Raw genomic sequence first — 15241 nt, 5'->3', positions numbered from 1 at the left:
ATGGCACACATTGCAAAAGAACGATTTGCCCATGTGGGTGAGAATGCCCATGACCGCGAGGCCATCAGCCGCCCCAGCGTCACCTTCCTGCAGGACGCTATGCGCCGTCTGGTGAGCAACCGGGTAGCCATGCTGTGCGTGGTGATTGTGTTCATCATGCTCGTCTTCTCCATCTTCGCTCCCATCCTCTCTCCCTTTGAGTATCAGGAGCAGCACTACGGCCACACCGACGCCCCCATCGGCACTGTCTGTAACGACGCCCAGAGCGCCGGAAACGGCCATGTGCACCTCTTCGGCACCGACACCCTGGGCCGTGATATCTTCACCCGCATCTGGATGGGCGGCCGGGTCTCCCTCATCATCGCCTTCGCCAGCGCCATCGTGGACTTCTTCCTGGGCGCCATCTACGGCGGTATCTCGGGCTACTTCGGCGGCACGCTGGACATCATCCTCATGCGTATTCTGGAGATCATCAACGGCATCCCCTACCTGATGATCGTCATTCTCCTCATGCTGGTCATGCCTCCCGGCATCATCACCATCATCGTGGCCTACTCGCTGGTGGGATGGATCCCCATGGCCCGTCTGGTCCGCGGCCAGGTGGTGGCCCTCAAGCAGCAGGAGTTCATCGCGGCGGCTGAGGCCATGGGCGCCAGCACCGGGCGGATGATCGCCAAGCACCTGCTGCCCAACACCCTGTCCGTGATGATCGTGCGCGTCACCCTGTCCATCCCCTCCGCCATCTTCTCCGAGGCCTATCTGAGCTACCTGGGCCTGGGCATCCGCCCGCCTCTGTGCTCCTGGGGCTCTCTGGCCCAGCTGGGTATCCAGAATTTCCGCCTGTACCCCTCCCAGCTCATCATTCCTGCCGTCTGCATCAGCCTGACCATGCTGGCCTTCAACCTGTTCGGCGATGGTCTGCGCGATGCCTTCGATCCCAAACTCCGGAGGTGATCCCAAATGGCCAACCGTGTACTTGATATCCAGGACCTGCACGTCTCCTTCGACACCTACGCCGGAGAGGTCAAGGCCGTCCGCGGCGTGACCCTCCATGTGGACGAGGGCGAAGTGCTGGCCATTGTGGGCGAATCCGGCTGCGGAAAGTCGGTCACCGCCCAGACCATCATGAAGCTCAACCCCATGCCCCCCGCCCGCATCGTGTCGGGCGCCATCGACCTGGCCGGCCATGACATCGTCAAGGCCAGCGAGCGGGAGATGCAGAAGATCCGGGGCAAGGAAGTGTCCATGATCTTCCAGGACCCCATGACCTGTATGAACCCCACCACCCAGGTGGGCAAGCAGATCGTGGAGGCCATCAAGCTCCACCGGAACCTCTCCCGGGCCGAGGCCAAGGAAGAGGCCATCCGCTGCCTCAAGCAGGTCAACATCCCCAACCCCGAGGAGCGCGCCAAGCAGTATCCCCACGAGTACTCCGGCGGCATGCGCCAGCGCGCCATGATCGCCATGGCCCTGTCCTGCGACCCCAAGCTCCTCATCGCCGACGAGCCCACCACCGCTCTGGACGTGACCATCCAGGCCCAGATCATGGACCTGCTGGTGGAGCTGAAGGAGAAAATCAACACCGCCATCATCCTCATCACCCATGACCTGGGCGTGGTGGCCGGCGTGGCCGATCGGGTGGCGGTGATGTACGCCGGCAAGGTGGTGGAGACCGGCACCGTCCAGGACATCTTCTACCGCAACAGCCACCCCTATACCCAGGCTCTGCTCAAGAGCCTGCCCTCCCCCGAGACCACCAAGGATGAGACGCTCACGGCCATCCCCGGTACTCCCCCCGATCTGCTCAATCCGCCGGTGGGCTGCGCCTTCGCCGCCCGCTGCAAGCACTGCATGCAGATCTGTCTGGAGGAGCAGCCCCCCGAGTTCCAGGTGAGCGAGGGGCACTGCGCCAGCTGCTGGCTGCTCCATCCCGACTGTCCCCCTGCCCAGGAGAGAGGTGAGAAGGATGAGCAATGACGTATTGATCCGGGCGGAAGGCCTGTGTAAGTATTTTAAAGTCAGCGGCGGACGCACCCTGCACGCCGTGGAGAACGTGACCCTGGACATCCGCCGGGGCGAGACCATGGGCCTGGTGGGCGAGTCCGGCTGCGGCAAGTCCACCCTGGGCCGCACCATGATGGGTATTTACCGCCCCACCAAGGGCAAGCTGATCTATGACGGCAAGGAGCTGGACCTCCACAGCAAGAAGGACCGCTTCCACTTCGCCAAGAAGGCCCAGATCGTGTTCCAGGACCCCTATGCCTCCCTGGACTCCCGCATGACCGTCGGCTCCATCATTGAAGAGGGCATGGTCATCCACAAGATGTACGACGCCAAGGAGCGCCAGGAGCGGGTGGCCCGCCTGCTGGACATCGTGGGTCTGAACCGGGAGCACGCCAACCGCTTCCCCCACGAGTTCTCCGGCGGCCAGCGCCAGCGCATCGGCATCGCCCGGGCTCTGGCCATCCAGCCTGAGTTCATCGTGTGCGACGAGCCCATTTCCGCGCTGGACGTGTCCATCCAGGCCCAGGTCATCAACCTCCTGCGCCGCCTTCAGGAGGAGATGGGCCTGACGTACCTGTTCATCGCCCACGACCTGAATATTGTCAAGTATATCTCCGACCGCATCGCGGTGATGTATCTGGGCAGCGTGGTGGAGCTGGCCAGCAGCGACGAGCTGTACAGCCACACCCTCCATCCCTACTCCAAGGCGCTCTTGTCGGCGGTGCCCATCCCGGACCCCGACAAGGAGGCCCAAAAGACCCGGCAGATCATCTCCGGCGACGTGCCCAGCCCCATCAACAAGCCCAAGGGCTGCGCCTTCTGCACCCGCTGCCCGGTGGCCTGCGAGCAGTGCCACCAGAGCGTGCCGCCCCTCCAGGAGGTGCGCCCCGGCCACTATGTGGCCTGCCATCTGGTGCAGCCCGGACAGGCTTAACGAATCCTTGCGAAAAAAAGACACCCTCTGTTTCACACAGAGGGTGTCTTTTTGTACCTGGATGGGGGATCAGCGGAACCAGGGGGACATGTCGTACTTGAAGGTGCGGTAATTCTGCATGGTGCAATCGTATTTGTACTCCCGGATCAGGACGCCGTCGGCGTCGTACTCGCCGAACACCATGGCCACGCCGCTGTTGACCACCCAGTTCCCCGACGTCCCGCACAGGGAGCCGTTGGAGACGATGCTGGAGTAGGGCACGTCAAAGCTGTCCTCCAGGGAGAAGGTGCGGGCGTTTTCATCGATACGGTAGATGTAGACCTGGCTGGCCTCTTCGCCGGAGCCGTAGAGCTGGGTGCCCACCGAGTCGGCCACCTCCAGCTCAAAATCCCGGCTGTTGAGGGACCAGTAGTTGTTGTTGAAGAGGGAGAGGTAGTAGACGCCCTCCTCCTCGCCGTCGGCGTAGAATTCCACACAGTGCTGGCCGTACTGGGGCACGAAATCGCCCTCCTGGGTGAGGCAGGCGTCGGCGTAGGGGGTGTCCTCCCAGAAGCGCTCATCGCCGGCCAGCCAGTCGATCTCCGGCTGACCGTGGAGGTCACGGACCTTGAGGATGGTGGAGGTCTCCCGGGAGGAGACGATGAGGCTGTCATCCTCCGGCATATACTGCAGGCTGTTGAGATGGATCCAGTCCCACTCGCCGGCCTGCCAGAAGAAGTCGTCCGACACGCCCACCGGCCGGGTCATGGAGAAGTAGGGCTCCAGGAGCTGGCTGAAATCCAGCAGTTCCGTGACCGCGCCGGTCTCCAGATCGATGGAGAGCAGCCGGTCCTCCACCGTCTCGCCGCCCCGTACCTCGGCCAGCGCCAGCAGCTCCCCGTCGGCGCCCATGCCGATGTCGTGGTGCAGGTCGTAGCCCTCCAGATCGATCACCTGGGTGACCTGGCCCAGGCCGTTGATGCGGCCCAGCTTGGAGGAGGAGACGCAGGTGATCAGCTCATCGCCGTCGAAGAGGATGCGGTCCAGTCCGTAGCCCTCCAGCACCATCTCATAGCGCAGCACGCCGTCGTTGTCGTAGAAGAAGCCATAGCCCAGATAGCCGTTGACCCGCATGAGGGTGAACAGCCCATTAGCCTGGGCCTGCTGGGAGTCGCCCTGGGTGACTTCCAGCGTGGTGTCGTAACCGGACGTGTTCTCCGGCATCTCCACCGTGAAGGACACCCGCTGCCGGGCGACGCCGAAGCGGTCGGTGACGGTCAGCGTGACCTGGTTGGTCTCGCCGGGCACCAGGCCGATCATCTGGAATTCGTGGGTCTTGGTGTAGACCTCGCCGGAGGCGTCGGCGGCCTGGGCGGTGAAGTCGGAGATGCCCTCCCGGTCCACGTGGATGGTGTAGCTCACGGAAGTAGCGAGCTCGGTGTCAAAATACAGGTAAAGCCCATTGCTTCCGGTGCCATATGGATTTAAAATAGCCAGAGGGAGGGTGGCGGACCAGGAGGCGCCGATGGAGGATTTCAGATGCTCCACCACGCCCTCCAGCCGCTGCTGCACGTCCAGGTCATAGTAGGTGAAGCCCTCGTCGCCGATGTCCTGGGGCACCAGCTGCAGGGCGTACAGGCCTTCGCCCAGGTTGGCCTGGGTGATGTCCACCTGGAATTCCTGGCTCTCCTCGATGATGTCGCCGGTGTCAAAGGCCCAGTCGGTGCGCACCACCTGTTCCTGGGCGGTGAAGGCCTTGGACACCAGGAACACTACCACCGGAATGGAGACGGCGAGGACCACGGCCACCAGGATGGCGGCCACCACAAACTTGCGTTTTTTCTTTTCCTTTACGGCCATAACGATTCTCCTAACATCCTGCATTTGGGATCAGGCGGCAAAATGCACGGCCACCAGGACCGTACTCAAGAGCACGAGGATCACACCGGTCAGGCGGTTGAGCAGCAGCGGGTCGGACCGGGCGGCCACCTTGGCGGCCAGCTGGGCCCAGACCAGGGTAAAGATCACGCACAGGACCAGCAGATCCAGCCGGGGCGCGGAGCCCAGGGCAAAATGGCTGACCGCGCCGGTGAGGGCGGAGAAGGTCATCACGAACACGCTGGTGCCCACGGCGGTCTTGAGCTCGTAGCCCAGGAACACGGTCAGCACCAGGAGCATCATCATCCCTCCGCCCGCGCCGAAGAAGCCGCAGACCAGGCCGATGGCGGCTCCGCCCAGAGCGCCGCGGACCAGCTTCCCGCCGGGCCCGCCGCGGTCGGGCCGGGGCTTGGTGACGGGGAAGATCAGGAATTTCAGCCCCAGGAAGAAGGGCATGACCACCGAGATCCCGCCCAGCGCGTGGTTGGGCAGGAAGGAGGAGAGCCAGCTGCCCACCACCGTCATGCTCAGTACGCCGCACATCATGACGATTCCGTTCTTCAGGTCCAGCGCACCGATGCGGGCGTAGGTGCGGGCGCTGACGGCGCTGGCCAGCACGTCGCTGGCCAGGGCGATGCCGATGGCGTCATAGGCCGGCACGTCCAGAAAGGTGAGGAGCATGGGGCTGATCACCGTAGCGGCGCTCATGCCGGCAAAACCGGTGCCCAGGCCGGCGCCCGCGCCAGCCAGAAAACAGATCAGGACCTGAAACCAGAGTCCATCCAAGAGACATTCCTCCTACGGTCCCGGCGCGCCTGCGCAGGACCTGAGTATCGCTGCGGGGTATGCCTTCCCCGCTCCGATGCACCATTGTATCACAGAATGCTAAATCCGCGCTAAAGGACAAAAAATTTTTTTGTCCCCGGGAGGAGGACAGCGGCTTTAGTCTGACTTTAGGCCGGCATGCTAAGCTGAAGGCGGGCCGCGGACCCATGCCCGGCCGGATATGGAGGTGAACCCATGAGACTGTTGATCGCCGAGGACGACCCCAAGCTCCTCAAGTCTCTGACCCACATTTTTGAACGCAATAAATTCAGCGTGGACGGCGTCACCACCGGGGAGGAGGCGCTCCTCCACGGCCAGTCGGTGGAGTACGACGGCCTGGTGCTGGACATCATGATGCCCGGCATGGACGGCATCCAGGTGCTCAAGACCCTGCGGCGGGAGGGCGTGACCACACCGGCCCTGTTCCTCACCGCCCGCTCGGAGGTGTCCCAGCGGGTGGAGGGCTTGGACGCGGGGGCGGACGACTATCTGCCCAAGCCCTTTTCCACCGCGGAGCTGCTGGCCCGGGTGCGGGCCATGCTGCGGCGGAAGGACAACTACCTGCCGGACCTGCTGACGCTGGGGCCGGTGACCCTGGACCGGGCCACCTATCAGCTCAGCGTGGGGGACCAGGTCCAGACGCTGAGCGGTAAGGAATTCCAGATCCTGGAGATGATGATGCAGGCCCCCGGGCGCATCCTGCCCCCCGAGCGGTTCCTGACCCACGTGTGGGGCTGGGACACCAATGTGGACTCCAGCGTGGTGTGGGTCCACATCTCCAACCTGCGGAAAAAGATCGCCGCCCTCCAGGCGCCGCTGGAGATCCGCTTCGTCCGCAACGCGGGCTACGTGCTGGAGTGCCGGGTATGATCAAAGAGCTGCGCAGGAAATTTATATTTATCAGCGGGATCTCCATTTTCCTGGTGTTCGTGGGCATTTTCGTGCTCATCTCGGCCTTCAGCATGGCTCAGATGGACCGCACCATGGATACCCTCACCGACGCCATTTCCTCCAACGACGGCGTGTTCCCGGATTTTGAGCCGTCGGACCGGCCGGCCCCGCTCTTCTCCGACGCGGAGGTGATCACGGCGGAGACCCGCTTCAGCACCCGCTTTTTCATGGTCTGGCTGGACGGGAAGGATGAGGTCACCCGCATGAACACCGACGCCATCGCCTCCCTCTCGGAGGACGAGGTGGAGGAGTACGCCGCCCAGGCGCTGGAGAAGGGGGCACAGCGGGGCTGGGTGCTGGAGTACCGCTACAAGGTCACCGAGACCGATGAGGGCGTGGCCATTGTCTTTGTCAACGGCAGCAGCAACCAGAACATCACCAACCGCCTGCTGCTCACCGCGTTCTTGGTCCTCTTCGGCAGCGCCGTGCTGATCCTGGCGCTGACGGTGATCCTCTCCAAGCGGGCGGTGCGCCCGGTGGCGGAGAGCTATGAGAAGCAGAAGCAGTTCATCACCGACGCCAACCACGAACTCAAGACGCCGCTGACGCTGATCCTGTCCAATCTGGACATCGTGGAGTCGGAGCTGGGGAAGAATGAGTGGCTGGACGACATCCGTAGCGAGGGTGAGCGGATGGGGCTGCTCATCAACCAGCTGGTGGCCCTGTGCCGGATGGATGAGAGCGAGTCCCATCTGACCCTGGCGCCCTTCGATCTGAGCGAGGCGGTGTCGGACACCGTCTCGGAGTTCCAGACCCTGGCCGCCGAGCGGGACCAGACCCTCACGGCCCGGGTGGAGCCCGGAATCTCCTACCGGGGGGACGAGGCGCTGGTGCGCCGTCTGGCGGCCATCCTGCTGGACAACGCGGTCAAATACTGCGACCCCGGAGGGGACATCCGGGTGGAGCTCTTCCAGCGCCGCCACCCGGTGCTGGTGGTGGAGAACACCTATGCCCAGGTGGACCGGCTGGAGCTGGACAAGCTCTTCGACCGCTTCTACCGGGCCGACCCGGCCCGGACCTTTACCGGCGGCTTCGGGGTGGGCCTGTCCATCGCCCAGTCCATCGCCCGCAGCCACCGGGGCAGCATCCACGTCTACCGGAAGAAGGAGCGCATCGGCTTCCGGGCGGAACTGAAGTAGCACACCGGCAAAGAGCCCGGGGACCTCGAGGGTCTCCGGGCTCTTTTGGCAGGACAAGTCTTTCGAAGATTTAAGGATAAAGTCGGGGAAAATACGGACCCATGTGTTAGGCTGTCCCAAACAACGCATTGGGAGGAATCCGTTATGGAGTGGACCTACCGTTTTCAGATCACGCCCCTGGAGCCGGAGCGGCTCTATCCCCAGGTGAGCCGCGCGCTGGTCCGGCGGGCGGAGCTGCTCTCCCGGGACCAGTTTCCCCGGCTGTGGGCCCTGACCGACCGGCTCAATCAGAAAAAGCGGACGGGCAGAAGGGCGTCGAAAGGGCGGCAGTACGCCTGGAAGGCTCTGGCGGTGGTCAACTGGCTGGCGGGGGGCCTTCTGCTGATGGCGGGTCTCACGGAGCCGATGGGCTCCACGCCGGTCCTGGCCGCGGGGGCGGTGGGGCTCGGCGCCGCGGGCGGATACCTCTGGAAGCACGGCCGGACCACCCTGGGCGTGCTGGCGCTCCTCCAGGCCGCCCTGTTCACCGTGGGGGCGCTGGGAAATCCCGAGAAGCTGGGGGAACTCCTCGTGCCGGGAGTGGTCTCCCTGGTTCTGGGCGTTGCTGCGCTGCTGCGGAGACGGCGGCGCCTCCCCTACGAGCGGGAGGCCCGGCGGCTGCTCTGGGGCAAGGACAAGGCCGACGGGATGGAGGGCGTCTGGGTCGCCTTTTCCCAAGCGGGCCTGACAGTGGGCCGGGAGGGGCTCGAGGCGCACTGGGACCTCCCCTATCAAGAGATGGCCTTTCTCATGGAGACGGAGGATCTGCTCCTGATGTTCCATGGCGAACAGATGCTCTGTCTGCAGAAAAAAGACCTGTGTACCGGAACGATGTCGGAGTTGCGCGCCCAGCTCAGCCGGGAGGTGCAGTACCTGGTGGTGGAGGGGCCGGACGCCGCAGCGCAGGCGGAGGGTTAGTGCAGTGCCGCCTGGCGGGCCCGCAGGCTCCGGAATTCCCGCTTCACCAGGAACACGGAGAGGAGGAAGGCGATCCCGTCGGCAATGGGAGCGGCCAGGAGCACACCCCAGATGCCCAGGCGCAGCGGCAGGATCAGGATCAGCGGGATGAGGAAAAAAACCTGACGGGTCAGAGAGAGCAGCAGTCCCTTGAGGGCCTTTCCGATGGCGGTGAAGAAGTTGGAGGAGAGCAGCTGCACGCCGTTGACCAGCACCATAAAGAGGAAAATGCGCATAAAACGGGTGGCAAACTCGAAATACAGCGGCTCACCCGACCCGAAGAGGGCGAGGATGGGGCCGGGGAAGAACTGAAACAGGCAGAAGCCCACCGCCGACACGACCAAATTCCAGCACACGGCCAGCCGGTAGGCCTGCTGGACCCGGTCATACTTGCCCGCGCCGTAGTTGAAGCCGATGATGGGCTGCACGCCCTGGGAGATACCCACGATGATGGAGAGCAGAATGGCATTGGTTTTCATCACGATGCCGCAGGCGGCCAGGGGGATGTCCTCACCGTAGATGGACTGTGCGCCGTAAAAGGTGAGGGAGTTGTTCAGGACGATCTGGACCAGGGTGATAGCCAGCTGATTGACGGAGTTGCTGATGCCCATGTAGAAGGTGCGCAGGTTGTCCCGCAGGTCCAGACGGAAGCAGTCCCGGGAGAGCTGTACCGTGCGGAAGCGCCACAGATAGCGCAGCGCCAGGCCGAAGGAGAGGATTTGCCCCAGAATGGTGGCCAGGGCGGCGCCGGCCACGCCCCAGTGCAGGCAAAAGATAAAGATCGGGTCCAGGATGGTGTTGACCACTGCGCCGGCCACCATGCAGAGCATGGAGTAGCGGGGGGAGCCGTCCGCCCGGATCAGGTTGCTGATGCCGTTGGTGAGGATGAGAAAGGGCATCCCGATCAGCACGATCCCGGCGTACTCTCTGGCCAGGGGCATGGCCTCGGCGGTGGCGCCGAAGAGCCGCAGCAGGGGGGAGAGGAAGAGCTCGCCCAGCAGAAGGTAGAGCAGCCCTGCGATCGCCATCCACACCACGCCGTTGCCCACCAGCCGGGCGGCCTTGTCCGGATCACCTTTTCCCAGGAAAATGGAAAAGCGGGAGGCGCTGCCGATCCCCAGCAGCAGCGCAATGGCCAGGCAGATGGTGGACAGGGGATAGGACACATTGGTGGCGGCGTTGCCCAGATAGCCCACGCCCTGGCCGATAAAGACCTGGTCCACGATGTTGTAGAGGGAGCTGACCAGGGTAGCGGTGATACTGGGAATGGCGTAGCTGCGCAGGAGCGTTGCGATCTTCTCCGATCCCAGGGGATTTTCAGCCATCGAACGCATCCCCTTCCCGCACGATGCCCTGCTTCTGGGCCATCTCCCGGCCCATGCGCATCAGCCGATTCTCAAACACATCCCGCTCCTCCTCCGGCCAGCCGTCCAGCAGGAGGGCCTCCGTGGCCTGACAGGCGGCGCGGACCTGGGGCGCCGCGGCCAGGGCCCGCTCGGTGGGGTAGAGCTGCCAGGTCCGCTTGTCCTCGGGGCAGGGGACGCGGGTCAGAAAGCCCTTCTTCTCCAGGGCGGCCACCATGCGCACCACATTGCTGGGGTGGACGTAGACGGTGTTCAGCAGCGAATCCTGGGAGATCCCAGGGTGGTCGCAGATTTTTAAGAGATACATGTGTTGACTGCTGTTGATGCCGAGGGGGGCCAGACGCTGATCCAAATCGGTCTTTGCCAGCCGGTCAGCCACCGACAGCCATTTTAAGAGTTTCATGGTTTCGCCTCCTGACAGCGACCAGTATACATCAAACTGCGTGCGCGCGCAATAAATTGGCGAAAGAAATGCGCGGCCTCCGGCGGAACACCGGGGGCCGCGCACGGCATTTTGGGGAACGGCGCTCTTACACGGGAGCGGTGTGTGCAAAGACCTCCCGGGCCCGCGCCATATTCTTCCGGATCTGGACTCCAAAGGGACAGTTGGGCTCGCATCTGCCGCACATCAGACAGTCGTCCGCCGTGGCGGAGAGGGACCAGTAGTGCTGGGCCACCGTCTCTGGCACCGTCTCCTGCTGGATGGCCAGGTCCAGGAACTTGGTCACGGCGGCGATGTCGATGTGGGCGGGGCAGGGCTGGCAGTGGTTGCAGTACATGCACCGGCCGGTCATGTGGATGGCGGCTCCCGTGTGGAAAATGTGGGAGTAGTCCCGCTCCTTCGCCGGGAGGTGTTCATAGCGCACCGCCTCCAGCACTTCCTCCACCGAGTGGCAGCCCACGATGACCACCTTTACGCCGTTGCGGTCCAGGCAGTACTGGATGCACTGGGGAACGGTCATGGCCACGCCGAAGGGGGAGCGCTCGGCGCTCAGCAGGGTGCCCGCGCCCAGGGGCTTCATCACGGTGATGGCCACACCGGCCGCCTCACAGGCGGAGTACAGCCGCTGGCGCGCCTCATCCACCACAAGGCCGCTCCGCTCCATGCCTTTGAACTCCATCAGGTCGTAGATGTCGGTGTCGGCGGCCTCCATGTCGTAGGCGGGATTGATGCTGAACATCAGCACGTCCACCACGCCGCTCTCCACGGCCCGCAGGGCGATGTGGGGATTGTGGGAGCTCATGCCGATGTGGCGGATGACGCCCTGCCGCTTCAGCTCCAGGGCATATGCCAGCACTGGGCCCTCAAAGACCGTGCGGAAGTCCTCGTCGCTGTCCACATAGTGGATCATACCCACGTCGATGTAGTCGGTGTGCAGCCGCTCCAGCAGGTCCTCGAAGGAGCGGCGGGTCTTTTCGATGTCCCGGGTGCGGGTGTACTGCCCGTCCTCAAACACGGTGCAGAGGTGTCCCTGGATGATGAACTGCTCCCGGCGGCCCGCCAGTGCCGCGCCCAGATGGCTGCGGGTGGGGGCCTGGGGCATGAAGATGTCGATGTAATTGATCCCGTTTTCCTGGGCCGCGTCCACGATGGCGGTGCTCTCCTCCACGGTCAGGCCGTTGAACCACTCGCCGCCCAGGCCGATCTCGCTGACACGCAGACCGGTCCTGCCTAACACTCTGTATTCCATAGTGCCCTCCTGCTGAAATCAGACCTTGCAACTTGGCAAGAATCCGCTATACTTGCATTATATCCTTGGGGATGTACGGCAGCAAGTACGCACATTTTTCTCAGGAAGTGAAAAAAAGTGCACCAATGGAGGGGACTATGGAAAAGATACAGGTCACCTGTGAGATGGAAGTCACGCTGAAAATGATCGGCGGCAAGTGCAAGCCGCTGATCCTGGAGAGCCTGATCGAGCACGGTACGCAGCGCTTCAGCGAGCTCATGCGGAGAATGCCCCAGATCTCCCAGCGGACCCTCACCAACCAGCTGCGGGAGCTGGAGAACGACGGCCTCATCCAGCGCACGGTGTACGCGGAGGTGCCGCCCCGGGTGGAGTACGCCATCACCCCGAAGGGGCAGTCGCTGGAGACCATTCTGGACCTGATGTGTGCGTGGGGAGAGCAGCACATTGACGAGCGCTTTGAGATGACCAACCCCCAGTGTACGGACTCCTGCGGCGCGCAGGAATGAAATACGCCCGTTCCGCGCCGGTATCGGCTCAGAGCGGGCGTGTATGTTGTCTATCGCTGGAGAAACAACGGGTCGGCGATCCATTCGCGGAGGGTGGCCAGAAACCGGCAGACGTGGAAGCCGTCACAGACGGCGTGATTCACCTGGACGGACAGCGGGATCTGGTACCGCCCGTCGCTCTGGGTGTACTTCCCGATGGTAAAAATCGGGGGGAGGTAGCGGTACCCGTTCTGCAGGTTCAGGTTGAAGCCGTCAAAGCTCTCCCACGGGACCATGGAGACGGGGAAGTTGTTCGCGGGGACGTCGGGCTTTGCCATCATGTGCTTTACGCTGCCGTAGCGCTCCAGGTCCTGCTGATAGGCGCGGCAGAATGCGCCGTAGTCCTCGGTAAACTCCGTCCAGAGATTGGAGAAGGTCTGACTGTCCTTGTGAAAGACGGTATAGCAGGGGTGCATCACAGGGTAGACCCCCGGACGGCCCTCGGTGTCCAGGTCCATGCGGAACTCGGGGTATTGATTCACCGCGCTTGCCAGCAGATAGAGCATGGTGGGGTAGAGCTTCACCCCCGCCTGGATCAGGGGGGTGATATCCAGCTTGGTGGTCATGCTGTACGTACAGGGCACATTGGAAAAATAGTGTTCAAAATGCTCTTTGCGGTTCCAGGCATCCAGATCGAGCGGTTCCAGCTCCATGGTATTTCCTCCTAGGGTGGTTTTGTCTGATTATAGCATAAATCCGGCGGCAGCAAAACAGCCCCCTCCCGGAAGGGAGGGGGCTGTTCTCAGATTCAGCGGAGGCGTCCGCCCGGCTCCGCGATGTGGGGATAGTAGGCCTCAAACACATGGCGGAGCTGCTGCTTGTTTGCCAGTCCCAGCTTGTGCAGCACGCTGGTCTGCTGGTTGGCGATGGTTTTCTCGGAAGAGCGGAGGGTCACCGGCATGCCCAGCATGTGCTGGAATACCGTCAGCTCCGCCGGGGTGAGGCTTTGCAGCAGGGCGGAGCAGATCAGGTGGGCCTGAGGGGTGACGCCTTGGGCGGTCTCCCGGATGGTGGGAACCAGCAGGGGGAACTGGCTTTTCAGCACATAGGCGGAGGCGAAGGCCTCCACGCTGGCCCGGACCACGGTGGCCGGGTCGTCGTAGGAGGTGAGCAGGATCACCTTTGACGGGGTCTCCAGCCGGATGCGCCGGGCCGCCGCCACGCCCTCCATCGGGCTCTCCGGGAGCGCCAGGTCCATCAGGACCACGTCGGGCTTGTCCCGCACCGCGGCGAGATAGCCGGACTCGCCATCCCGGCAGCAGGCGGTCACCACGAAATCCGGGTCAACGGCCAGACTCTGCCGGATCAGATATTGAAAATCCTGGTCATCCTCCACCACCAGGATCTGAATCGATGCCACGACCGGATGTCACCTCCTTTTTTCTGCGCCTGACCGGAAACAGCAGGGAAAAAGTACTGCCCTGCCCGGGGCGGGACGCCACCTGGATGCTGCCGCCGTGGGCGTTCATCACATTCCAGCAGTAGTACAGTCCCAGCCCCAGATTTTTGCCGCCCATCTTTGTGGTATAGTAGGGTTCAAACAGCTGCTGGATGGTCTCGCGGTCCATGCCGCACCCGTTGTCCGCCACGGCGATCACCGCGCAGCGCTTGCGGGGCAGATTCTGATAGGAGAGCGTTACCGTGCCCGTTTTGCCGATGGCGTCCAGCCCGTTGGCGATCAGATTCCGCAGCGTCTCCTCCACATGGGCCGGGTCGCAGACAAGCGGCGCGTCGTCACAGGCCGCCACCCGGACGGCTGCCCCTTCTCCGGTGACGGCGTTGAATGCCTCAGCCAGATCCCGCAGCATGGTACGCACGTCGCACTCCTCCGGCGAGAGCGTGATCTGGTCGGAGTAGAGCTGCGTCCGGCTGATGAACTGCTGCAGGTGCGCCGCGGAGCGGCGGAGTATGTCCACTTCCCGGGCGGAGGCGCCCTGGGCGGCCAGAAAATCGGTACACCACTCGATTTTGGAGAGGTCATTTTTCAGCGCGTGGCCCACATACTGGGCATTCTTTTGCAGCACCCGGTTTCCGCTGTTCCAGTCATAGGTCTCCTTGCGGAAGCGGATGCCCCAGATCCCGTCGCGGAAGGCGTGGTAGAGAAAATACAGCAGGACGAAGAGGACCACGATCAGATTGACCTGCCAGAGCTTGCTGAGATTGGGGATGCCCAGGGCGTGATAGGGGAAGGCGGATACCAGCCAGAACCAGAGGGGGACCAGCAGGCTGGCCGCCGCCAGACGGCGCTGCCGGTAATGGGCACTCATCCGCTCTTCCCGCAGCGCGTGCAGCAGGATACCGGTCCCGATGAGACCGTAGCACCAGTTATACAGCCCCACGGCCAGGCAGAAGATCCGGTCCTGCTGGAAGGAGTGGGTCTGCGTACAGGGAAAGAGGACGGCCAGCAGCAGGCCGGGCACATAGACCAGGAGCCGCAGACGGCGGAACAGGCGGGGGCGGGTATGGTCCAGGCGGTGGAAGTACAGGCAGAAGATCAAAACCGCCGGCATGGACAGGTAGTAGAACACGGCGCTGAGGAGCGAGTAGAGGGTTTCCGAAAACCCCACGGTCCAGATCCCGTGGCGGATCAGGATGGGCCCCAGTGTGTAAAACAGATATTCCTTCAGTGCGCCCACACTGAACAGCATCCCGCTGCAGAAGCACCAGATGTTCAGCCGGTTTTTCACATTGGACCCCAGGATCAAGGCGAAGATGGCCCAGATCAAAAAGGTGAGCACCAGGAGCAGCTCGCCGGGTATTCCATTGGCGACGGTGTCCGTCCATGGGGGCGGTCTGTCCATCTATGACACCTTCCTCTCCGACAAAGAGACACTTTTGTTTACTTTACCATAGCTTTCCCGGTAAAGTCACTAGATTCCCAAGAAATATAGGAAATGTGGAACAGAACGGAACCCCTGCCGCAGCAAACCTGCGG

At 63.1% G+C, this 15241-nt stretch carries 15 protein-coding genes; 7 read left to right on the top strand and 8 right to left on the bottom strand.

The annotated features are described in order from the left end of the window. From B5G43_RS01305 to B5G43_RS01295, 3 genes are read left to right on the top strand one after another with little or no spacing between them, the layout of a single operon-like run. On the top strand, positions 1–954 hold the full coding sequence (locus B5G43_RS01305) for an ABC transporter permease (protein ID WP_087258153.1): 954 nt from the start codon (positions 1–3) through the stop codon (positions 952–954). A 6-nt stretch (positions 955–960) separates the two neighbouring features. Next, positions 961–1977 carry an ABC transporter ATP-binding protein gene (locus B5G43_RS01300; protein ID WP_087258150.1) on the top strand — a complete coding sequence of 339 codons (1017 nt, stop codon included), beginning with the start codon at positions 961–963 and terminating at the stop codon, positions 1975–1977. Further along, entirely contained in the window at positions 1967–2938 is a 972-nt protein-coding gene (locus B5G43_RS01295) for an oligopeptide/dipeptide ABC transporter ATP-binding protein (protein ID WP_087258148.1), read from the top strand. Before B5G43_RS01300 ends, B5G43_RS01295 begins: the two co-directional genes overlap by 11 nt. A 69-nt stretch (positions 2939–3007) precedes the next feature. On the opposite strand, the gene B5G43_RS01290 is transcribed toward B5G43_RS01295, so the two are convergent. After that, the gene (locus tag B5G43_RS01290; RefSeq protein WP_087258145.1) at positions 3008–4777 is read right to left on the bottom strand and encodes an aryl-sulfate sulfotransferase; all 1770 of its coding nucleotides are present in this window, start codon (positions 4775–4777) and stop codon (positions 3008–3010) included. 30 nt (positions 4778–4807) lie between these two features. Next, positions 4808–5581 carry a sulfite exporter TauE/SafE family protein gene (locus tag B5G43_RS01285; RefSeq protein WP_087258142.1) on the bottom strand — a complete coding sequence of 258 codons (774 nt, stop codon included), beginning with the start codon at positions 5579–5581 and terminating at the stop codon, positions 4808–4810. A 234-nt stretch (positions 5582–5815) separates the two neighbouring features. On the opposite strand from B5G43_RS01285, the gene B5G43_RS01280 reads away from it, so the two are divergent. The 3 genes from B5G43_RS01280 to B5G43_RS01270 all read left to right on the top strand — a co-directional run bounded on the left by B5G43_RS01280 (position 5816) and on the right by B5G43_RS01270 (position 8667). Then, complete coding sequence (locus B5G43_RS01280; RefSeq protein WP_087258140.1) at positions 5816–6490, top strand: response regulator transcription factor; 675 nt, start codon at positions 5816–5818, stop codon at positions 6488–6490. Further along, entirely contained in the window at positions 6487–7710 is a 1224-nt protein-coding gene (locus tag B5G43_RS01275; RefSeq protein ID WP_087258137.1) for a HAMP domain-containing sensor histidine kinase, read from the top strand. Before B5G43_RS01280 ends, B5G43_RS01275 begins: the two co-directional genes overlap by 4 nt. A 144-nt stretch (positions 7711–7854) precedes the next feature. Continuing rightward, complete coding sequence (locus B5G43_RS01270) at positions 7855–8667, top strand: hypothetical protein (RefSeq protein ID WP_087258133.1); 813 nt, start codon at positions 7855–7857, stop codon at positions 8665–8667. Here the strand turns inward: B5G43_RS01270 and B5G43_RS01265 are convergent. The 3 genes from B5G43_RS01265 to B5G43_RS01255 form a co-directional block, all read right to left on the bottom strand. After that, positions 8664–10031 (bottom strand): MATE family efflux transporter, encoded by a 1368-nt coding sequence (locus tag B5G43_RS01265; protein WP_343214359.1) that lies wholly within the window; start codon positions 10029–10031, stop codon positions 8664–8666. The genes B5G43_RS01270 and B5G43_RS01265 overlap by 4 nt on opposite strands. After that, entirely contained in the window at positions 10024–10473 is a 450-nt protein-coding gene (locus B5G43_RS01260) for a MarR family transcriptional regulator (protein ID WP_087258126.1), read from the bottom strand. The genes B5G43_RS01265 and B5G43_RS01260 overlap by 8 nt, the downstream gene beginning before the upstream one ends. A 127-nt stretch (positions 10474–10600) precedes the next feature. Further along, positions 10601–11761, bottom strand: a complete 1161-nt coding sequence (locus tag B5G43_RS01255; RefSeq protein WP_087258123.1) for an aldo/keto reductase — start codon at positions 11759–11761, stop codon at positions 10601–10603. A 137-nt stretch (positions 11762–11898) separates the two neighbouring features. On the opposite strand from B5G43_RS01255, the gene B5G43_RS01250 reads away from it, so the two are divergent. Continuing rightward, the gene (locus B5G43_RS01250) at positions 11899–12267 is read left to right on the top strand and encodes a helix-turn-helix domain-containing protein (protein WP_087258120.1); all 369 of its coding nucleotides are present in this window, start codon (positions 11899–11901) and stop codon (positions 12265–12267) included. 50 nt (positions 12268–12317) lie between these two features. Here the strand turns inward: B5G43_RS01250 and catA are convergent, their stop codons facing one another. The 3 genes from catA to B5G43_RS01235 all read right to left on the bottom strand — a co-directional run bounded on the left by catA (position 12318) and on the right by B5G43_RS01235 (position 15107). Continuing rightward, on the bottom strand, positions 12318–12959 hold the full coding sequence (gene catA, locus B5G43_RS01245; protein ID WP_087258117.1) for a type A chloramphenicol O-acetyltransferase: 642 nt from the start codon (positions 12957–12959) through the stop codon (positions 12318–12320). A gap of 95 nt (positions 12960–13054) precedes the next feature. Continuing rightward, positions 13055–13666 (bottom strand): response regulator transcription factor, encoded by a 612-nt coding sequence (locus B5G43_RS01240; RefSeq protein ID WP_087258114.1) that lies wholly within the window; start codon positions 13664–13666, stop codon positions 13055–13057. After that, a complete protein-coding gene (locus tag B5G43_RS01235) occupies positions 13632–15107 on the bottom strand; it encodes a HAMP domain-containing sensor histidine kinase (RefSeq protein WP_087258111.1) in 1476 nt (491 codons plus the stop codon). The genes B5G43_RS01240 and B5G43_RS01235 overlap by 35 nt, the downstream gene beginning before the upstream one ends. Between the last annotated feature and the right edge of the window lie 134 nt (positions 15108–15241).

Origin of the sequence: Flavonifractor sp. An92, from assembly GCF_002159175.1 — a bacterium.
In the GTDB taxonomy this organism is placed as follows: domain Bacteria; phylum Bacillota; class Clostridia; order Oscillospirales; family Oscillospiraceae; genus Pseudoflavonifractor_A.
The sequence above is the reverse complement of the archived record's forward strand: the minus strand, read 5'-3'. Positions and strand labels throughout refer to the sequence as shown.

Coding starts and splice junctions, on each gene's coding strand:
- B5G43_RS01305 (WP_087258153.1), top strand. CDS start 1: ATGGCACACATTGCAAAAGAACGATTTGCCCATGTGGGTGAGAATGCC.
- B5G43_RS01300 (WP_087258150.1), top strand. CDS start 961: ATGGCCAACCGTGTACTTGATATCCAGGACCTGCACGTCTCCTTCGAC.
- B5G43_RS01295 (WP_087258148.1), top strand. CDS start 1,967: ATGAGCAATGACGTATTGATCCGGGCGGAAGGCCTGTGTAAGTATTTT.
- B5G43_RS01290 (WP_087258145.1), bottom strand. CDS start 4,777: ATGGCCGTAAAGGAAAAGAAAAAACGCAAGTTTGTGGTGGCCGCCATC.
- B5G43_RS01280 (WP_087258140.1), top strand. CDS start 5,816: ATGAGACTGTTGATCGCCGAGGACGACCCCAAGCTCCTCAAGTCTCTG.
- B5G43_RS01275 (WP_087258137.1), top strand. CDS start 6,487: ATGATCAAAGAGCTGCGCAGGAAATTTATATTTATCAGCGGGATCTCC.
- B5G43_RS01270 (WP_087258133.1), top strand. CDS start 7,855: ATGGAGTGGACCTACCGTTTTCAGATCACGCCCCTGGAGCCGGAGCGG.
- B5G43_RS01265 (WP_343214359.1), bottom strand. CDS start 10,031: ATGGCTGAAAATCCCCTGGGATCGGAGAAGATCGCAACGCTCCTGCGC.
- B5G43_RS01260 (WP_087258126.1), bottom strand. CDS start 10,473: ATGAAACTCTTAAAATGGCTGTCGGTGGCTGACCGGCTGGCAAAGACC.
- B5G43_RS01255 (WP_087258123.1), bottom strand. CDS start 11,761: ATGGAATACAGAGTGTTAGGCAGGACCGGTCTGCGTGTCAGCGAGATC.
- B5G43_RS01250 (WP_087258120.1), top strand. CDS start 11,899: ATGGAAAAGATACAGGTCACCTGTGAGATGGAAGTCACGCTGAAAATG.
- catA (WP_087258117.1), bottom strand. CDS start 12,959: ATGGAGCTGGAACCGCTCGATCTGGATGCCTGGAACCGCAAAGAGCAT.
- B5G43_RS01235 (WP_087258111.1), bottom strand. CDS start 15,107: ATGGACAGACCGCCCCCATGGACGGACACCGTCGCCAATGGAATACCC.